The 15,513-nt window shown below is 64.3% G+C and carries 14 protein-coding genes; 6 read left to right on the top strand and 8 right to left on the bottom strand.

The genetic code is table 11. The features are described from left to right. Window positions 1–810 carry a non-homologous end joining protein Ku gene (ku, locus tag G7Y29_RS03830; RefSeq protein WP_165002063.1) on the bottom strand — a complete coding sequence of 270 codons (810 nt, stop codon included), beginning with the start codon at window positions 808–810 and terminating at the stop codon, window positions 1–3. 41 nt (window positions 811–851) lie between these two features. Here ku and G7Y29_RS03835 point away from each other — a divergent pair, with 41 nt between their 5' ends. The 5 genes from G7Y29_RS03835 to G7Y29_RS03855 are packed head-to-tail and all read left to right on the top strand — an operon-like array spanning window position 852 to window position 6,572. Then, a complete protein-coding gene (locus G7Y29_RS03835) occupies window positions 852–3,107 on the top strand; it encodes an ATP-dependent DNA ligase (protein WP_165002064.1) in 2,256 nt (751 codons plus the stop codon). A 2-nt stretch (window positions 3,108–3,109) separates the two neighbouring features. After that, complete coding sequence (locus tag G7Y29_RS03840; protein WP_311196716.1) at window positions 3,110–3,601, top strand: 2'-5' RNA ligase; 492 nt, start codon at window positions 3,110–3,112, stop codon at window positions 3,599–3,601. A gap of 10 nt (window positions 3,602–3,611) precedes the next feature. Beyond that, entirely contained in the window at window positions 3,612–4,082 is a 471-nt protein-coding gene (locus G7Y29_RS03845) for a hypothetical protein (protein ID WP_165002065.1), read from the top strand. A gap of 4 nt (window positions 4,083–4,086) precedes the next feature. Next, window positions 4,087–5,130, top strand: coding sequence for a flavin-containing monooxygenase (locus G7Y29_RS03850; protein WP_165002066.1), 1,044 nt, complete (start codon window positions 4,087–4,089; stop codon window positions 5,128–5,130). A gap of 23 nt (window positions 5,131–5,153) precedes the next feature. Beyond that, on the top strand, window positions 5,154–6,572 hold the full coding sequence (locus tag G7Y29_RS03855) for a purple acid phosphatase family protein (protein WP_165002067.1): 1,419 nt from the start codon (window positions 5,154–5,156) through the stop codon (window positions 6,570–6,572). Between the two features lie 119 nt (window positions 6,573–6,691). Here G7Y29_RS03855 and G7Y29_RS03860 read toward each other — a convergent pair whose 3' ends face one another. From G7Y29_RS03860 to G7Y29_RS03875, 4 genes are all read right to left on the bottom strand, one after another. Further along, window positions 6,692–7,411: a spermidine synthase gene (locus tag G7Y29_RS03860; RefSeq protein WP_249399800.1), complete on the bottom strand. Its 720-nt coding sequence runs from the start codon at window positions 7,409–7,411 to the stop codon at window positions 6,692–6,694. 188 nt (window positions 7,412–7,599) lie between these two features. Next, on the bottom strand, window positions 7,600–8,391 hold the full coding sequence (locus G7Y29_RS03865) for an ABC transporter ATP-binding protein (RefSeq protein WP_165002069.1): 792 nt from the start codon (window positions 8,389–8,391) through the stop codon (window positions 7,600–7,602). Continuing rightward, window positions 8,384–9,250, bottom strand: coding sequence for an ABC transporter permease (locus G7Y29_RS03870; protein ID WP_165002070.1), 867 nt, complete (start codon window positions 9,248–9,250; stop codon window positions 8,384–8,386). Before G7Y29_RS03870 ends, G7Y29_RS03865 begins: the two co-directional genes overlap by 8 nt. A gap of 5 nt (window positions 9,251–9,255) precedes the next feature. Continuing rightward, the gene (locus G7Y29_RS03875; RefSeq protein WP_196820177.1) at window positions 9,256–10,257 is read right to left on the bottom strand and encodes an ABC transporter substrate-binding protein; all 1,002 of its coding nucleotides are present in this window, start codon (window positions 10,255–10,257) and stop codon (window positions 9,256–9,258) included. Between the two features lie 151 nt (window positions 10,258–10,408). Between G7Y29_RS03875 and G7Y29_RS03880 the strand changes: the two genes are divergently transcribed. After that, window positions 10,409–10,825, top strand: a complete 417-nt coding sequence (locus tag G7Y29_RS03880; protein WP_165002071.1) for a VOC family protein — start codon at window positions 10,409–10,411, stop codon at window positions 10,823–10,825. Between the two features lie 8 nt (window positions 10,826–10,833). Here the strand turns inward: G7Y29_RS03880 and G7Y29_RS03885 are convergent, their stop codons facing one another. The 3 genes from G7Y29_RS03885 to G7Y29_RS03895 all read right to left on the bottom strand — a co-directional run bounded on the left by G7Y29_RS03885 (window position 10,834) and on the right by G7Y29_RS03895 (window position 15,435). Beyond that, window positions 10,834–12,225 (bottom strand): DHA2 family efflux MFS transporter permease subunit, encoded by a 1,392-nt coding sequence (locus G7Y29_RS03885; protein WP_249399801.1) that lies wholly within the window; start codon window positions 12,223–12,225, stop codon window positions 10,834–10,836. 24 nt (window positions 12,226–12,249) lie between these two features. Next, the gene (locus G7Y29_RS03890) at window positions 12,250–13,083 is read right to left on the bottom strand and encodes an ATP-grasp domain-containing protein (RefSeq protein ID WP_235933461.1); all 834 of its coding nucleotides are present in this window, start codon (window positions 13,081–13,083) and stop codon (window positions 12,250–12,252) included. A gap of 318 nt (window positions 13,084–13,401) precedes the next feature. Then, window positions 13,402–15,435 carry a bifunctional metallophosphatase/5'-nucleotidase gene (locus G7Y29_RS03895; protein ID WP_165002073.1) on the bottom strand — a complete coding sequence of 678 codons (2,034 nt, stop codon included), beginning with the start codon at window positions 15,433–15,435 and terminating at the stop codon, window positions 13,402–13,404. Between the last annotated feature and the right edge of the window lie 78 nt (window positions 15,436–15,513).

A 15,513-nucleotide genomic window follows, 5' to 3' on the forward strand; every position in this document is an offset into this window, starting at 1 on the left:
CTACGCGCCCTTCTTTTTGCCGCCCCGCTTGCGGTCCAGCGACGCCTTGAGTGCCTCCATGAGGTCGACCACATCGGCGTCTTCTTCCTCGCCGGACGGTTTCTCCCCAAAGGTCGTTTCGGTGTCGAGGGTGTCGCCCTGGGCAAGTTTGGCGTCGATGAGCTTGCGCAGCTCGATTTGGTAGTCGTCCTCGAACTCCTGCGGGGTGAAGTCGGAGGCGTAAGACTCGACGAGCTGGGCTGAAAGGTCGAGCTCCTTGTCGGAGATCTTGGCGCGAGATTTAGTGCCGGCGAAGTCGACGGCACGAAGCTCGTCGGGCCAGATCATGCCCTGGAGGATGAGCACCTTGCCGCTGACGCGCAGCACCCCGAGGCGCGTCTTCTGGCGAAGCGCGAATTGGACAACGGCGGTGCGGTCGGTCTTCTTCAGGGTCTCGCGCAGCAGCAGGTACGACTTCGGGGTCTTGCCCTCCGGCTCGAGGTAGTAGGACTTTTCCAGCAGGATCGGGTCGATCTGGTCGTTCGGCACGAACTGGACCACCTCGATCTCGTTGTTCTCGGCCTCCGGAAGCGCGTTGAAATCCTCCTTGTCCAGCACGACGGTGTCGCCGTCCTCCTCGTAGGCCTTGTCGATGTGCTTGTACTCGACTTCCTCGCCGCAGACCTCACAACGGCGCTGGTAGCGGATCCGCCCACCGTCTTTGTCGTGGACCTGGTGGAAGGAGATGTCGTGGTCCTCGGTCGCCCCGTAGGCCTTGACGGGGACGTTGACTAGACCGAATGTGATGGAGCCTGTCCAAATCGCGCGCATAGGATGAAGCTTATCCATTATCACGAGCGCAAGGAGGGCGCGTGAAGTTCCAGGTAGACGGCCGCAGCCTCAACGTCACGAGCCTGGACAAGGTGCTCTACCCGTCCACCGGCACGACGAAGGCGGACGTGATGCACTACTACCTCTCCGTCGCTGAGGTGATGATCCCCCAGGTCACGCGGCGCCCGGTGACACGCAAGCGCTGGCCGGACGGGGTCGAGGGGGAGAGCTTCTTCCGCAAGGACCTCGAGGAGTCGGCGCCGGAGTGGGTCACCGTCGGTGAGATCGAGCACTCGACATCGGTGAATAGGTACCCGCTTGTCGACGCCCCCTCCACGCTCGCCTGGTTCGCCCAAGTCGCCGCCCTGGAGCTACACACCCCGCAGTGGCGCTTCGCGCCGGACGGCTCGCACGCCAACCCCGACAGGATGGTGCTGGATCTGGACCCCGGGCCGGGTGTGACCATGGCGCAGACGGCGCAGGTGGCGCTGTGGTGCCGGGAGATCCTCGACGGGATGGGCATGGAGTGCGTGCCGGTGACGTCTGGGTCGAAGGGCATCCACCTCTACGCCGCGCTGGACGGCACCTACAACTCCGACACCGTGGCCAAGGTGGCGAAGGCGTTGGCCCGCGGATTGGAAGAGGACTACCCGGACAGGGTGACGTCGGTGATGAAGAAAACTTCGCGCGAGGGCAAGGTGTTTCTGGACTGGAGTCAGAACAATGGGTCGAAGACGACGGTGGCACCGTACTCCCTGCGCGGGCGTGAGCGGCCCATGGTGGCGGCGCCGAGGACGTGGGAGGAGATCGAGGACCCTGCTCTGAAACACCTGGATCTCGAGGAAGTCCTCGCGCGCGTGGACGACGGCATTGACCCAATGGCGCCACTGGGCGCACCGGTGGTCGACAGGCTGGCCACCTACCGCTCCATGCGCGACCCGCGCAAGACCGCGGAGCCGGTCCCGCAGGAGGCACCGATGCCGCGCGACGGGGAGCCGATCTTTGTCATCCAGGAGCACCACGCGCGCCGCCTGCACTGGGACGTGCGCATCGAGCACGAGGGCGTGCTGGTGTCCTGGGCTGTGCCGAAGGGGCCGCCAGAGGACCCGAAGGAGAACCGGTTGGCGGTGCAGACCGAAGATCACCCGGTCGAGTACGCCACCTTCGAAGGCACGATTGCCAAGGGAGAGTACGGCGCCGGCGAGATGAGCATCTGGGATTCGGGCACCGTGGAGATTGAGAAGTGGCGCGAGGGGAAGGAGGTCGTCGCCGTGTTCCGCGGCAGTGGCGGGCCCCGCCGCTACGCGCTCATCCACACCAACGGGAAGAACTGGCTGATGAAGCTGATGGCAAAGCAGCCTAGTTCGCAGCCAAAGTCGCTGACGCCCATGCTCGCGACAATGGGTAGCGCGGGGGATTTGACACTGGGCGAGAAGGACGGGGTGCGCTACGAGTTCGAGATGAAATGGGACGGCTACCGCATCCTCGCGTTCGTGGACGGGGGCAAGGTCACGCTGCGCAGCAGGGCGGGCAAGGACTACACCCACCTGTTCCCCCACGCCAATGAAATCGCCGAGGTGCTTGGCGGCGACGGCGTGTTGGACGGCGAGCTTGTCGCCCTTGATGAGCAGGGGCGCCCCAACTTCTCGCTGCTGCACGCAGCGGACCGGGAAGGGTCCGACGCGGAGCTGCGCTACATGGCGTTCGACGTGCTGGAGGTCGGAGGGCGCTCGATGGTGGGGGAGGCGTACACGGGGCGTCGAGAAGCTTTGGAGGCATTGGAGGAGACAGAGCATGTGGCGATCCCGCCGAGGTTTACCGGTTCCTTCGAAACGGCGGAGCAGGCGAGCCGCACGCTCGGCCTGGAGGGGGTGATGGCGAAGCGGGCGGACTCGGTGTACACCCCGGGCGAGCGCTCGAGAGCCTGGCTGAAGCTGAAGACACAGCTGCATCAGGAGGTGGTTGTCGTGGGCGTGAGGACCGGCAAGCGCGCAGTATCGTCGCTGCTCGTGGCGGTGCCCAACGCCGACGGTGAGTTGACCTATGCCGGGCGGGTGGGCACCGGTTTCAGCGCCGCGCAGTTGAGAGACATCGAGAAAAAGTTGCGCGCAGCTGAGCGCAAAACCCCGCCAATTGAAGTGCCGGATTCGGACGCGAAGGACGCGTGGTGGGTCACGCCGAAGTTCGTGGCCGAGGTGCAGGTGGCTGGCAAAACCGGTGGCGGCAGCCTGAGGCAGGCGTCGTGGCGCGGCTGGCGCGAGGACAAGGAACCGGCCGACGTTCGCTGGGAGGTGTGAGCGTGTCGCCCGAGAACATCCTGCTGCGGTTGCCGCGCGAGCAGGAGAGCCAAGTGCGCGCAATCTACACCGAGTTGGCGCGCCGCGGTTTCCCGGAGCAGAGTCAGCGCCCGCACGTGAGCGTGACATTCGCTCCGACGATGGACCGGCGGGTGGTGGGGGAAGCCGCGGTGGTACTGCCGCCGTTGCTGCCCGCGCGGATGGAGCGGGTGGGCACCGTGGTGTTCGGCACCAAGAGCAAGCAAACGGTGGCCTGGCTGCTTGAGGCCTCTGACGAGCTGGAGGTCGCGGCTCGCCGGGTGAGCGCGATGAACCCCGACGGGCGCGGTCCGAGGTGGATCCCGCACCTGACGATGGGGTTGCGCATCCCGAAAGCGATCGTTCCCGGGTACATCGAAGCGCTGGCGGAAGCGACCAGCCCGCACCTTACGTCGATTACTGCGCAACGGGCCGCCTTTTACCAACCCGGCCTCGGCGCCGAGCTCGTGCTTTAGAATGGGGGGCGTGAGTACCCGTTACCGCTTCGATCTCCCCAACGACGACTGGTTCATCGGTGAGGCCCCGTCCGGTTACGACTTCATCGTTGCGCGAGCCGGAGACTTCCCGGCGTTCCGCCCCAACATCGGCGCCACCACGATCGGCGTCGGGGCGGGCACGCCGCTGGACGAAGTGATGGCAAGTTCCGCCAACTCCACCGCCTCGAGCTCCGAGAACCTGAGCGTGGGTGAGGAGGCGATCAACGACGACGGCACTGTCGGCCGCCAGACGCTGAGCTTCGCCGTCGCTTCCCCGCACGGCGCGCTCGAGCTGACGCAGTACCAGGTCTTCTACCGGCTTCCCGATGATGCGGGTAGCGCGGGAGAGGAACACGTGCTGTGCGTTGTCATGTCGGCTCAGACGCGCAACGCGGGTGAGCTGTACGACGACTTCGACGCGTTCTTGGACACCCTGCGCTTCGAGGACGCGACGACGTAGCGCCATGAGATTCGGGGAGCTGGCCGCCGATGTCGTCGTCATCGGCGCCGGGCAGGCTGGGTTGTCCGCCACTTTCCACCTGAAGCGCCGTGGCGTGGACCACCTCACCCTCGATGCCTCGACCGCGCCGGGTGGAGCGTGGCTGCAGCGCTGGGACACGCTTACCGTCGAGAGCCTGAACAGCATTTTCGGACTTCCGCTTTTCCGTGCCCCGTCTCTCGCCGCGGAGGAGAAAGCTTCCACCGCGGTCCCCGCCTATTTCGCGGACTTCGAGCGGCGCATGGGTCTGAATATCCTGCGTCCGGTGAGAGTTCTCACCGTGCGCAAAAGCGGCGGGGAGTTCCTGGTGGACAGCACCGCGGGCCGTGTACGCGCCCGCGCGGTAATCAACGCAACCGGAACCTGGGACAATCCGCTGCGCGCGGACTATCCAGGTCAGGGCAGCTTCGCGGGCCGCCAGATACACACCCGCGATTACCAGGGCCCGGAGGAATTCGCGGGGCAACGCGTCGGGGTTGTCGGCGCCGGTATTTCAGCGCTGCAGCATCTCGAGGAGATTTCGCGGCACGCGGAGACGTTCTGGTACACCCGACGAGAGCCTGAGTTCAGTGCGCGTTTCGACGGGCGCGGGGTGGAGGAGCGCGTGGCGGGAACTGTAGAGCGCGGCGAGCCCGCGCGCTCGGTGGTGTCCTACACCGGGCTCAACCCACGCACTGACTATGTCGTGGCGGCTCGCCAGCGTGGGGTGCTCAGACGCCGGGAAATGTTCACGTCGATCGTGCCCGAGGGGGTGGTGGCGGCCGATGGTTCGGTGACCCCGCTCGACGCGCTGGTGTGGGGCACGGGCTTCAGGCCGTCGATAAGCCATCTTTCGCCGCTCGGTCTGGTCAATGAGCGCGGCGGCGTGGCCGTCAATGGAACCGCGGCGACGTCGGAACCGATGGTTCATCTCATTGGTTTCGGCCCGTCGCAGTCGACGGTGGGGGCAAACCGCGCCGGCCGGGAGGCGGCGGTCAGTCTGCGGCGGGTGCTCGGCGAGAAAAAGTGACGATTTTGTGCTGTTATGTACGCATGCTGAAGAAGATTGCCGCTGGCGCGCTGGCGCTTAGCCTCACCGCCGTCCCTGTCGCCCACGCCCAGTCGAGCTCGTCACCCAACTCCTCCGCGCCGTCTACGAGCAACGTTTCCGGACCGATCTACCGCGCCGTGGCCGGTGTGGGCGCCGACGCGCAGAGCGTCAACTTCTCTTGGCGCTCCGCCTACGCCGGTGCCGAGTTCGTGCGCTACTACCCGGTGAGCGACCCTACCGCAGCTCAGCAAGTTCCTTCGCGTGAGGCCGATTACGGTGCCATCGCGTACCTGTCCCGCTTCGCCGAGGTTCACGACCTCACCCCGGGTGTGACATACGAGTACCAGATCGGCTCGGACGACGGCGGGTGGAGCAAGCCCGAGACCTTCACTATCGATGACGGGGACGACAACTGGACGTTCGTCGCGGTGACGGACGCACAGATCGGCGTCGACCTCAAGGTCGCCGAGCAGGCGGTGAACTGGCGCCAGACCGCAGCCAACGCCGCCGCTGCCGCCCCCGACGCCTCGATGTTCCTCTCCCTGGGCGACCAGGTCGAGGGGTGGGGTGACCTGATCGGCTCCAACGGCCAGTACAACGCCTTCTTCTCAGCACCGCAGCTGCGTAACTTCCGCTTCGCCGCTATCCCGGGCAACCACGAGACCTACCCCTCCGAACTGAGCACCCGCCACTTCAAGGAGCATTGGAACCTGCCGAACGAGCTGGGCGACACCTCCAACTACTTCTTCGAGCAGAACAACGCTCTGTTCATCGCGCTGAACTCCAACAACAAAGACGACGCTGGCCTGGAGCAGCAGGCTCAGTTCGTGCGCGACACCGTTGCCTCCCACGGCGGCGACAAGGACTGGGTCATCGTGCTCGACCACTTCGCGTTCCACTCCCACGGTGGCCGCTACACATCCAGTGACATCGTCCGCATGCGCAACAAGCTCAGCCCGGTCTTTTCCGAGGTTGGCGTTGACCTGGTTCTCAACGGCCACGACCACATGCACAACCGCTCGTACCTGATGAACGGCCTGACCCCGAAGGTGCCCGAGGCCCCCGCCGCCCCGGGCGACGTGCTTACGAAGGACAAGGGCGAGACGCTCTACCTCACGCTCAACACCGCCGGCGGCGGCAAATTCTACGACTACCAGGGCAACGACGGCAAGGAGTACCCGGGCATGACGCTCGCCGAATCGCGCGAGCGCGGGCTGAACCAGCCGACCATCGCATTCTGGAACCAGGACTACACCACCGACTACTCCGTGGTGAACGTCAGCGACGACAAACTCAACATTCGCAGTGTCAACTCCGCCGACGGCTCGCTGGTTGACGACGTCACTCTCGTGCGCTCCGGGCAAACCGCGGAGCCCAGTGACGAGAAGCCGAATGTGCCCGCAGAGGAGTCTTCGTCCTAGGCCGTCATCGGCGTTGGTGTCGCGGCGGTTCTAACCGGTGTTATCGGCGCCATCGTGGCTAACTTCCCCCAGATCCGCTCCGCCGTTGAGCAGTTCGCGGCACAGTTCGGCATTCAGATTTAGTCGCGCCGCGGCGGGGTGGCGTCGATAAGCTTGCTGGCCCCGAGTGGAAGCGGGCGGTCGGAGGCCACGAGCACGATGTTGCCATACGCGCGGCCGTCGAGCATCTCTTGCTTGGCGACGGCCGCGACATGCGCAAACACCTCACGCATGCCCGCGAGCTCGGCGCGGGCCTCGGGCAACCCGTGCCGGTCGCCGACGTTGGCGATGTAGAGCCCCCCGGGTTTCAACGCCGCGTGTGCCGCTCGGGAGAATTCGACCGTAGTTAGGGGTCGCGGCGTGGCTGGGCCGGCGAAGACGTCTCGCACAATGACGTCTTGGGACCCCGCTGTCAGAGCGTGGGTGTAGGCGCGGGCCTCCGCGACCGCGATCGGGACCGCGGGCTCGAATGCCCAGCGCACGAGGTCCGCTAGCGCTCCGTCGACCTCCACCGCGGTGTGCTCGCCGCCCCAGCGCTGGTGGAAATAGGACGGCAGCACGCACGCCGCCGCGCCCAGGTGGGTGCTGGTGAAGGAGCTGCCGTCACCAGCTTCGGCCACGACATCTGCTATCCACTCCATGTAGTCGTACGTGAGCACTTCGGGGGCGCCGAGGACGATATACGAAGAGGGGACGTCGTTGACCTCGAGGGTGAACCCGCCGTCTCGCAGCGGATCCTCGATGATGCTGGCGGTTCCCGTGTCGATGGGGTACGTGCCTTCGATGCGTTTCTTTGGCATCCGGGGTTTTCGCATTGAGGGGAATTCCGTTCGATGGCTAGCCGCTGTCAGGAAGAAGTCAGAGCATTTAAGGAAGGATCTTCCCGGCAAAAACACGCTGAGGTCTTCCGGTTAACGCAGCGTCTTCTTGCGTTGCGAGTCGGGACACCGGCGGCTAGGCCAATTCGGTGTGTGTGGCTTAGAGGTGATCATCCCAAAAACGCCTTATCGGATAGGGTGGCGCCCTTGACCGCCGCGAATTGGGCGATGAGGTCGCGCACGGTGAGTTTCTGTTTCTCCGTACCCGACGCCTCCCAGACGATGTCACCCTCGTGCATCATGATCAGGCGGTTGCCCACGCGGATAGCCTGCTCCATGTTGTGGGTGACCATCAGGGTTGTCATCCCGCCTTCCTCCACGATCGAATGCGTCAGATTAGTCACCAGGTCGCTGCGCTCGGGGTCGAGCGCGGCCGTGTGCTCGTCGAGAAGCATGACCTTGGGGTTGGTGAACCCGGCCATGAGAAGTGAGAGCGCCTGTCGCTGGCCTCCCGAGAGCAGGCCTACCTTGTGTTCGAGCCGGTTCTCGAGACCCAGTTCCAGCGTGGCGAGGCGTTCTCGGAAGAACGAGCGGCGGGATTGCGTGAGGCAACGCCCCAGGACCCGGCGTTTGCCGCGCAAATAGGCCAGGGAGAGGTTTTCCTCGATAGTCAGGTTTGGGGCGGTGCCCGCGAGAGGATCCTGGAAAACGCGGCCGATGAGTTTCGCTCGGGAGTGCTCTTTCTGAGAGGTGACATCGCGGGCGTCAATAGCAACGCTGCCCGCGTCCGGGCTGAGGCGGCCCGCGACGATGTTGAGGAGCGTCGATTTACCCGCGCCGTTGGAGCCGATGACGGTGACAAAGTCGCCTTCTCCGAGCGTGAGGTTCACGCCTTTGAGCGCGACGCGCTCGTTCGCGGTACCGGCGAAGAAAGTTTTGCGGACGTCGCGGATCTCAAGCATGAGCCTTCCCCTTTGCTCGGGAGGTGAGTTTGGGCAGAAGCAGGGCAGCGACCACGAGCACAGCCGAGACCAGTTTCATGTCGTTCGGGTCGAGGCCGACCTGCAGGGCGAAGAAGATGATCAGGCGGTAGGCGACAGCGCCGACGACAACCGCTGCGATGGCTTGCAGCAAGTGGCGCTGTCCGACGATCGCCTGGCCCACAATGACGGAGGCGAGGCCGACGACGATGAGGCCTATGCCCATCGAGATGTCCGCGAAACCCTGGTACTGGGCGACCAGTGCGCCGGTCAAACCGACAAGGCCGTTCGACAGGGCAAGCGTGATGATCTTGGTTGCGTCGGTGCCGACACCAAAGGAGGTAATCATCGGGCCGTTGTCACCGGTTGCGCGGATGGCCAGGCCGAGGTCCGTGGTAAGGAACCAGTACACGAGCAGGATGAGCAGGGTTGCGACGGCGGCGAGGATGCCGACACTAACCCAGGTGCCCAGCAGCTTTGACTCTCGTAGCGGCGTGAAAAGTGTCGTCTCGCGCAGCATGGCCAGGTTCGCCCCGCCCATGATGCGCAGGTTGATCGACCACAAGCCGATCTGGGTCAAGATGCCGGCGAGCAGCCCGTCGATACCGCCCTTCGTGTGTAGCAGGCCGGTAATGACACCAGCGAGAAACCCGGTGAGAAAACCGGCGAAAGTGGCAACGAACGGGTTAATTCCGTTCGTTATCAGGATGGCGGCGGTGCCGGCGCCCGTCGTGAAGCTTCCGTCCACCGTGAGGTCCGCAAAGTTGAGGACGCGGAAAGTCAGGTAGACGCCGAGCGCCATCACCCCGTAGATGAGTCCGAGTTCGAGAGCTCCGAGCATTGCGGTTAGACGCGTTCGGCCTGGTCGAGGATGTCCTGCGGGATGGTCACGCCCTGGGCCTCGGCAGCGTCCTCGTTGACGTAGTACGCGAACTCGCTGGCGGTCTCCACAGGCATCGTTGCAGGGTCCTCACCGTCGCGCAGGATGCGGATCGCCATCTCACCGGTCTGGCGGCCGAGCTCGAAGTAATCGATGCCGATGGTGGCCACGGCCCCGCCCTCGACGGTGCCAGCCTCGGCGCCGATGACCGGGGTCTTAGCTTCTTCCGCCGCCTGAATCAGCGACGAGATCCCCGAGACCACCATGTTGTCGGTGGGGACGTAGAACGCGTCGACATCGCCGAGCGCGGCGACGGCCTGCGGGATCTCACCCACGCTAGTGATGGTCTGCGTCTTGACGGTCATGCCGCGGCCCTCGGCCTCCGCGGTGGCCTCGTCGACCTGGATCTGGGAGTTGACCTCTCCGGAGGAATAGATGATGCCGATGGTCGAGGCGTCCGGGACCAGCTGCTCGATGAGGTCGAACTGGTCCGCCAGCGGGGTCTTGTCGGAGATACCCGTGGCGTTGCCACCTGGCGATTCGAGGGACTCGACCAGCTGCGCCTCGACCGGGTCGGTCACCGAGGTGAACAGCACGGGGATGTCGGCGATGTTTTGCGCCATGGCCTGCGCGGCCGGGGTGGCGTTCGCAAGCACCAAATCGAGGTCCTGCCCGGCGAACTGCTGCGCAATGGTCAGTGCAGTGGCCTGCTCGCCGTTGGCGTTCTGCTCCTCCCACTTGACGTCGATACCGGCATCTGCGAATGCCTGTTTGAAACCTTCCGTTGCTGAATCGAGGGCGGGGTGTTGGACTAGCTGGGAGATGCCGATGGAGTAGGACTCTTTGCCTGCATCGGGCTTGGAGGAATCGGCATTGGAGGAACCGGACTCGGAGGAACAACCGGCGAGGGCGAGGGTGGCAGCGGTGAACACTGCGGCGGTGATGCGGATGCGGCTCGTACGGAACACGGGGTCATTCCCTTCAGTCGGGGGTTACAGAATACGTAGAGCGTAAATGAGACATGTCCGCAATGTGGGAACTTTGTTCCAAAAATATCGACGGGTGTACCCGCTGCGTATAGTCGGGAGCGCAAACACCCCTGCACACGAGGAGCACTCCATGGCACAGACCGTCCCGTATCTCTCGTTCCATGGCAATGCAACTGAAATGTTCGGCTACTACCATTCCATCTTCGGCGGCGAGCTCAAGATCATGACCTACGGCGAGCAGATGGACAATGGCGCCGAGTTCCCCTTCGAGGCGCCGCGCGACGCAGTCGCGCACGGCACGTTGACCGGAGTCTTCAACCTCGCCGGCGGCGACGACCTGGAGGATAACTCCGGCGTGCTCAACCGAGGCGACTTCTCCTTCGTCGTCGAGGTCGATTCAGTGGATGAGGGCAACCGCATCATCGAGGCGCTGACGCGGGACGGCGGCCGGGTGACGATGCCATTCATGCAGGCTCCGTGGGGTGACCACTATGGCCAGTGCGAGGACAAGTACGGCATGGCCTGGCACGTTTCTACCGCCGCCTAATCAACCTCTTAGTCATCCCACGTCCTGGTCCGAGCGAACCCGGTGGCGATTGCGGCACCGGCGAAGATGACGATGGCGGGCAGCCACATCGAGTTGCTCATGGCCCGGGCGAAGGCGTCGTCGCCCGCGCCGGGGCCCATGTGGCGGTTGAGCTGCGCCGTCATCAACGTGGCAATGGCGGCGGAGCCGATGACCGCGCCCACTTGACGCACGGTGTTGTACACAGAGGAACCCGCACCTGCAAGCCGCGGGTCGAGGTTGCGCGTGGCGATCATCGACAACGGCCCCCACATCATCGAGTTGCCCAACCCGCTGACTACCGAGATGGCGAGCAGCCAGTTCGGGTTGACGGCCGAGTTGGTGATCAGCGCCATGAGCACGATCGACACTCCGGTCAGCGCGAGGCCGGCGATAGCGAACGGCTTCGGCGACATCGTGTTCGTCAGCTTGCCGACGTACGGGGCAAGCGCCCCGGACACCACACCCGCCGGCAGAATGAGCAGCGCCGCGTGGGTGGGCGAAAAGCCCCGGGCCTGCTGGATGTAGATCATCCACGGGATGATGTAGGTGGAAATCGCGAAACCGACGGTGAAGACGGCCAAGGCCGCCAGGGTGTAGTTTCTGTCGCTGAACAGTGACGGGGGCACCAGAGGTTCTCCTGTCATGTGGCGCTGCCAAACGGCGAACCCGGTGAGGAAGGCCAGGCCCGCGCCGATGAGCGCCCACGCCGGCCAGGACCACTCCAGGCGCTCCGCCTCCTGAATACCGAAGATGAGGCAGAACATACCGATGGCGCTGATCACCACGCCAGCCCAGTCGAAGGACCTAGCGGTGTTGTCCAGCTTCGGCACGAAGCGTAGGGCGAGAACGAGCCCGATGATGCCGATGGGGACGTTGACGAAGAAGATCCACGCCCAGCCGGCGGCGTCGACAAGCAAACCGCCGAGAAGGGGTCCCGTGATCGTGGCGACACCCGCAGTCGCACCCCACACGCCCATCGCGCCCCCGCGCTCGCGCGGTGAGAAAGTGCGGATCATCACACTCATTGTCTGCGGGGTTACCATCGCTCCGCCGAGGCCCTGAAACGCGCGGGCCACGATGAGGGCTTCGATGTCATGAGCTAATCCGCAAGCGAGCGACGATACCGTGAACAGGGCCAGTCCCGCGAGGTAGAGAGTGCGCGGGCCGAAGCGGTCGCCGAGCCTGCCCGTGATCAGCAGGGGGACCGCGTAGGCGAGGAGGTAGGCGCTATTGACCCAGATGACCGCGTTGTACGTGGCTTCGAACGCTGCGGTGATGGCAGGGATGGCGACGGTGACGATGGTCGAATCGACGAGGATCATAAAGAAGCCGATCATCATCGTCCACAGTGCGGGCCACGGCGAGGTTTTGGAGTTCACTGGGGCGACTTTACGCCGGTGGTCTCAGCGGCGGAGCTGGGCGTGTTTGCTGGGGTGGAAGAGCGCGGGATCCGCGTCCAGGGTGTCGTAGATGACGGAAGGCTGCCAATCCCGCAAGGCGGAGTCGTAGTCGCGCGCAGCGTCGGCGAGGAAGAGCGCCACTTGCTCGATCACCGGGGGCTCCAACGTCGGGCACGAGTTCACCTCGTAGACGACCAATCCACCCGTTGTCGTGTTTTCACCGATGTCCACGCCACCGATCAGGGTGCCGCACGTCCGCGACGCTTTCTCCGCCAGGGAGGCGATCTCGGGGGTGAGCGGGCACATTGCGATACCGCCACCAGCGCGGACGTTGGTGATCCAGCCGCCGTCCGGGGCGTAGCGGTACATGGCGAACACGGGGTGATGGTTGACGGTGTAGACCCTAATATCGCGCCCTGGGTTGTTGATGTAGGGCACCGCGTAATAGCTTCCGGGAGCGTTTTTTAGCTTATCGACGGCCACCCTGGCGTCAGCGGGATCGTCGATAAGCGTAAGCCCCTCGCCGCCGAAACCGGACAGAGGTTTCATCACGCTCCGTCCCGTCTCTTGCAGCCACTTTTCGAGGGCCTCCGGATCACGGCCGGTAATGACGGAGTAACCCGCGATACCGTGTGACGCTAGGTGGGCGCTGCACACAGCTTTGTCCTGGGCGCGAAAGAGCGTCAGGGCGTGGTTGATTACGGGGATGCCGGCGGCGGCGAACGCATCGAGGTGGGCCATGCCGAGCGGCAGGAGGTCGTCGAGCACCCAACCGAGGACGAGGCTCGGATTGAGCTCTATCCCAGCTGCGGAGAAGCCAATTGCGTTGTCATCCATTCGCACTGTGAGATCGTGCGGGTGAACGCGGACGACGGAAACTCCGAGCGCGCGCAGGGCGGGGAAGAGGAGGTCGTGGTCCTCGTCATCAAGGTCGTCTCCTAAAACCAAAATGAGGGGCTGCCCAGGGAGGGGGGTTTCGTCGAAGCGGCTCAACATATAAGAAAAATATCATATATCTAGGTAGGGTGCTGGTGGTTTGGTTGCGAAAAAGACCGGCCCCCTTGTGTGGACCGGTCTCTTGTCTAACGGGTTGCGGGGATTAGAACGGGAAACCCGGGATGGGCGCCGGTTTTGTAGCTCAACTAGTGGTGTGCCTTAGAAGGGGAAACCGGGCACGACCATGCGCAGGAAGCCGAGGAGCTGCGGTTGAGTCGCCAGCACACCGCCCACGGCTGCGACGATCGCGGCGACAACTGCAGCGATAGTGGAAAGACTGCCGATGGCGGAACCCGCACCGAAACCTTCAGTGGAGCCGGTCGGGGCAGGCGGATTGGTCGAGTACACAGTTACTGGAACCGAGATGTCGGTGCCTGCGTCGGTTGTGATACGGAGCTGTTGCTCACCGACGACGTCGGCAGGGACCGTGAGGGTCACTGTCGCCTTGCCAGCCTCGTTGTAACCTGCCGGGCCGAAGTCGCTGTCGATGGCGACGGTCTGCTTTGCCCCGCCCAGCTCGACAGTAACGTTCTCGGCGGTCTCGCCCTGGGTGTAGATCAGAGAGGTCAGCTCGAAGGTGTGGGATTTGCCTGCGACGATAGGCTTGGTGTACTGCAGGCCCACATTGGACTGGCCGGTGCGCGGGGCGGGAGCGCCCTTGCCGCCGAGGTAGGCATCCAGGTACTCCTTGAACGCCTGGATATCGACGTAACCGAGCTGCGCAACGTCGGCGCCGTTGGCAAGCGCCGTGAAGCGGTCGCCACCGGCGAGCAGGTAGGTGGAGCCCGCGACGACGTAATCCTTAGCGGGGTCGATCGGCGCACCGTCGATGAGGACGTTGGTGATGCGCTCACCCTGCGGGCGCGTCGGATCATAGCTGTAAGAAACGTTGTCGGACACGCCGAGGGAAAGGAACGGGCGCTCGTCCGTCGGTTTTTTCCACTGCTGCTCGAGGGCCTCGAGGAAGTCGGAGCCCTTCAGGGTGGTGTAGGTAATCTCGTTGCCGAACGGCTGGACGGAGAACGCCTCCTCGTAGGTGACCTCTCCTGCCTGGAGGTCCGCACGGACGCCGCCGGCGTTCATGACACCGATGTCCGGGGTAACGGTGGAGTTATTGGCCACGCCCCACTTGGCCACGTTGGCCAACAGGTTGTTCAGCTGCGACTCGACGCCTCGGTTTTCACTGCCTGATGCGTCCCCGTTGATGCCGCGGTACAGGGACTGATCCAAAGTGCCGATGACTTCGGCGCCAGCGTCCTTGGCCTCGTTCTTTGCGGTGTCGATGGTTGTTTGCATCTCCGCGTTCGGCGTATCGCAGGCGATGATGTCTGCCGGGCGAAGAAGCTCGGCCTTCTGCAGGGACAACTTGTCGTTCGCCTTGTCGTAGGCGAAGTCCACGTTGGCCAGGCCTTGGGAGTACGAGCCCGCCTGGAAGACGATCGGGGTGGTGCCGGTCTGCTCGACGAACTCGTGGGTGTGGCCCATGAACACGGCGTCGACGTTCGCCGACCACGCGGTCGCGGGAATGCCACCGGCGTGAGGCATCGCGATGACCACGTCGGCCTCCTTGTTGGCCGTGAGCTCGTCGGCAAGCTTGTTGATGGCGTCGACGGGCTTCTGCCAGGTAATGCCCTGGATACCGGCGGGGGATACGAGGTTCGGCATGTCGTCGGTGACTGCGCCAATGAAGGCGACGTTAACCCCGTTGAGGTTCATGATCTTGTAGTCTTTGATGCCGGTGGAGCGGTCGAGGCCGTCAGCGCCGGCAGCGAGGTAAGTCCAATCGGCTTCCGGGACGACGCGGTTGACTAGATCGTCTGCGCCCTTGTCGAACTCGTGGTTGCCCACGGTAGAGACGTCGAGGCCCATTTGGTTCAAGACTTCGATTGTGGGTTCGTCATCGAGAATCATGGAGGCGAACGGTGACGCGCCGATATTGTCGCCGCTGGAGGTGAGGGCGTGCGCGCGGGTACCCGCAGCCCGGTCTGCGGCGCACTTAAGCGCAACCGCGCCAGGGATGGAGTTCGCCGAATCCTTTTCATCGAGCTTCTGCTCCCAACGGCCGTGGAAGTCAGTGAAGTTGGAGATGGTGAACTCGCCAGTGGTCTGAGCGGTGGCGAGGGGGAGACCAGCGAGGGCGAGAGCGCTGACCGACGCGACGGTCACGGCGGCGAGGGAGGGGCGGAACCGCATTGGGGGAGTCCTTTCGGGGCATGCAGGGAGTTATGCGGTTGTAACCATATTGGTGTGAGGTTGCCCCAAGGTGCCCCG

The organism is Corynebacterium qintianiae (assembly GCF_011038645.2).
Classification (GTDB): domain Bacteria; phylum Actinomycetota; class Actinomycetes; order Mycobacteriales; family Mycobacteriaceae; genus Corynebacterium; species Corynebacterium qintianiae.

Bases quoted from the DNA above. Each gene is read 5' to 3' on its own strand.
- ku (WP_165002063.1), bottom strand. From the start codon at position 810: ATGCGCGCGATTTGGACAGGCTCCATCACATTCGGTCTAGTCAACGTC.
- G7Y29_RS03850 (WP_165002066.1), top strand. From the start codon at position 4,087: ATGAGATTCGGGGAGCTGGCCGCCGATGTCGTCGTCATCGGCGCCGGG.
- G7Y29_RS03855 (WP_165002067.1), top strand. From the start codon at position 5,154: ATGCTGAAGAAGATTGCCGCTGGCGCGCTGGCGCTTAGCCTCACCGCC.
- G7Y29_RS03860 (WP_249399800.1), bottom strand. From the start codon at position 7,411: ATGCCAAAGAAACGCATCGAAGGCACGTACCCCATCGACACGGGAACC.
- G7Y29_RS03865 (WP_165002069.1), bottom strand. From the start codon at position 8,391: ATGCTTGAGATCCGCGACGTCCGCAAAACTTTCTTCGCCGGTACCGCG.
- G7Y29_RS03870 (WP_165002070.1), bottom strand. From the start codon at position 9,250: ATGCTCGGAGCTCTCGAACTCGGACTCATCTACGGGGTGATGGCGCTC.
- G7Y29_RS03880 (WP_165002071.1), top strand. From the start codon at position 10,409: ATGGCACAGACCGTCCCGTATCTCTCGTTCCATGGCAATGCAACTGAA.
- G7Y29_RS03890 (WP_235933461.1), bottom strand. From the start codon at position 13,083: ATGGATGACAACGCAATTGGCTTCTCCGCAGCTGGGATAGAGCTCAAT.
- G7Y29_RS03895 (WP_165002073.1), bottom strand. From the start codon at position 15,435: ATGCGGTTCCGCCCCTCCCTCGCCGCCGTGACCGTCGCGTCGGTCAGC.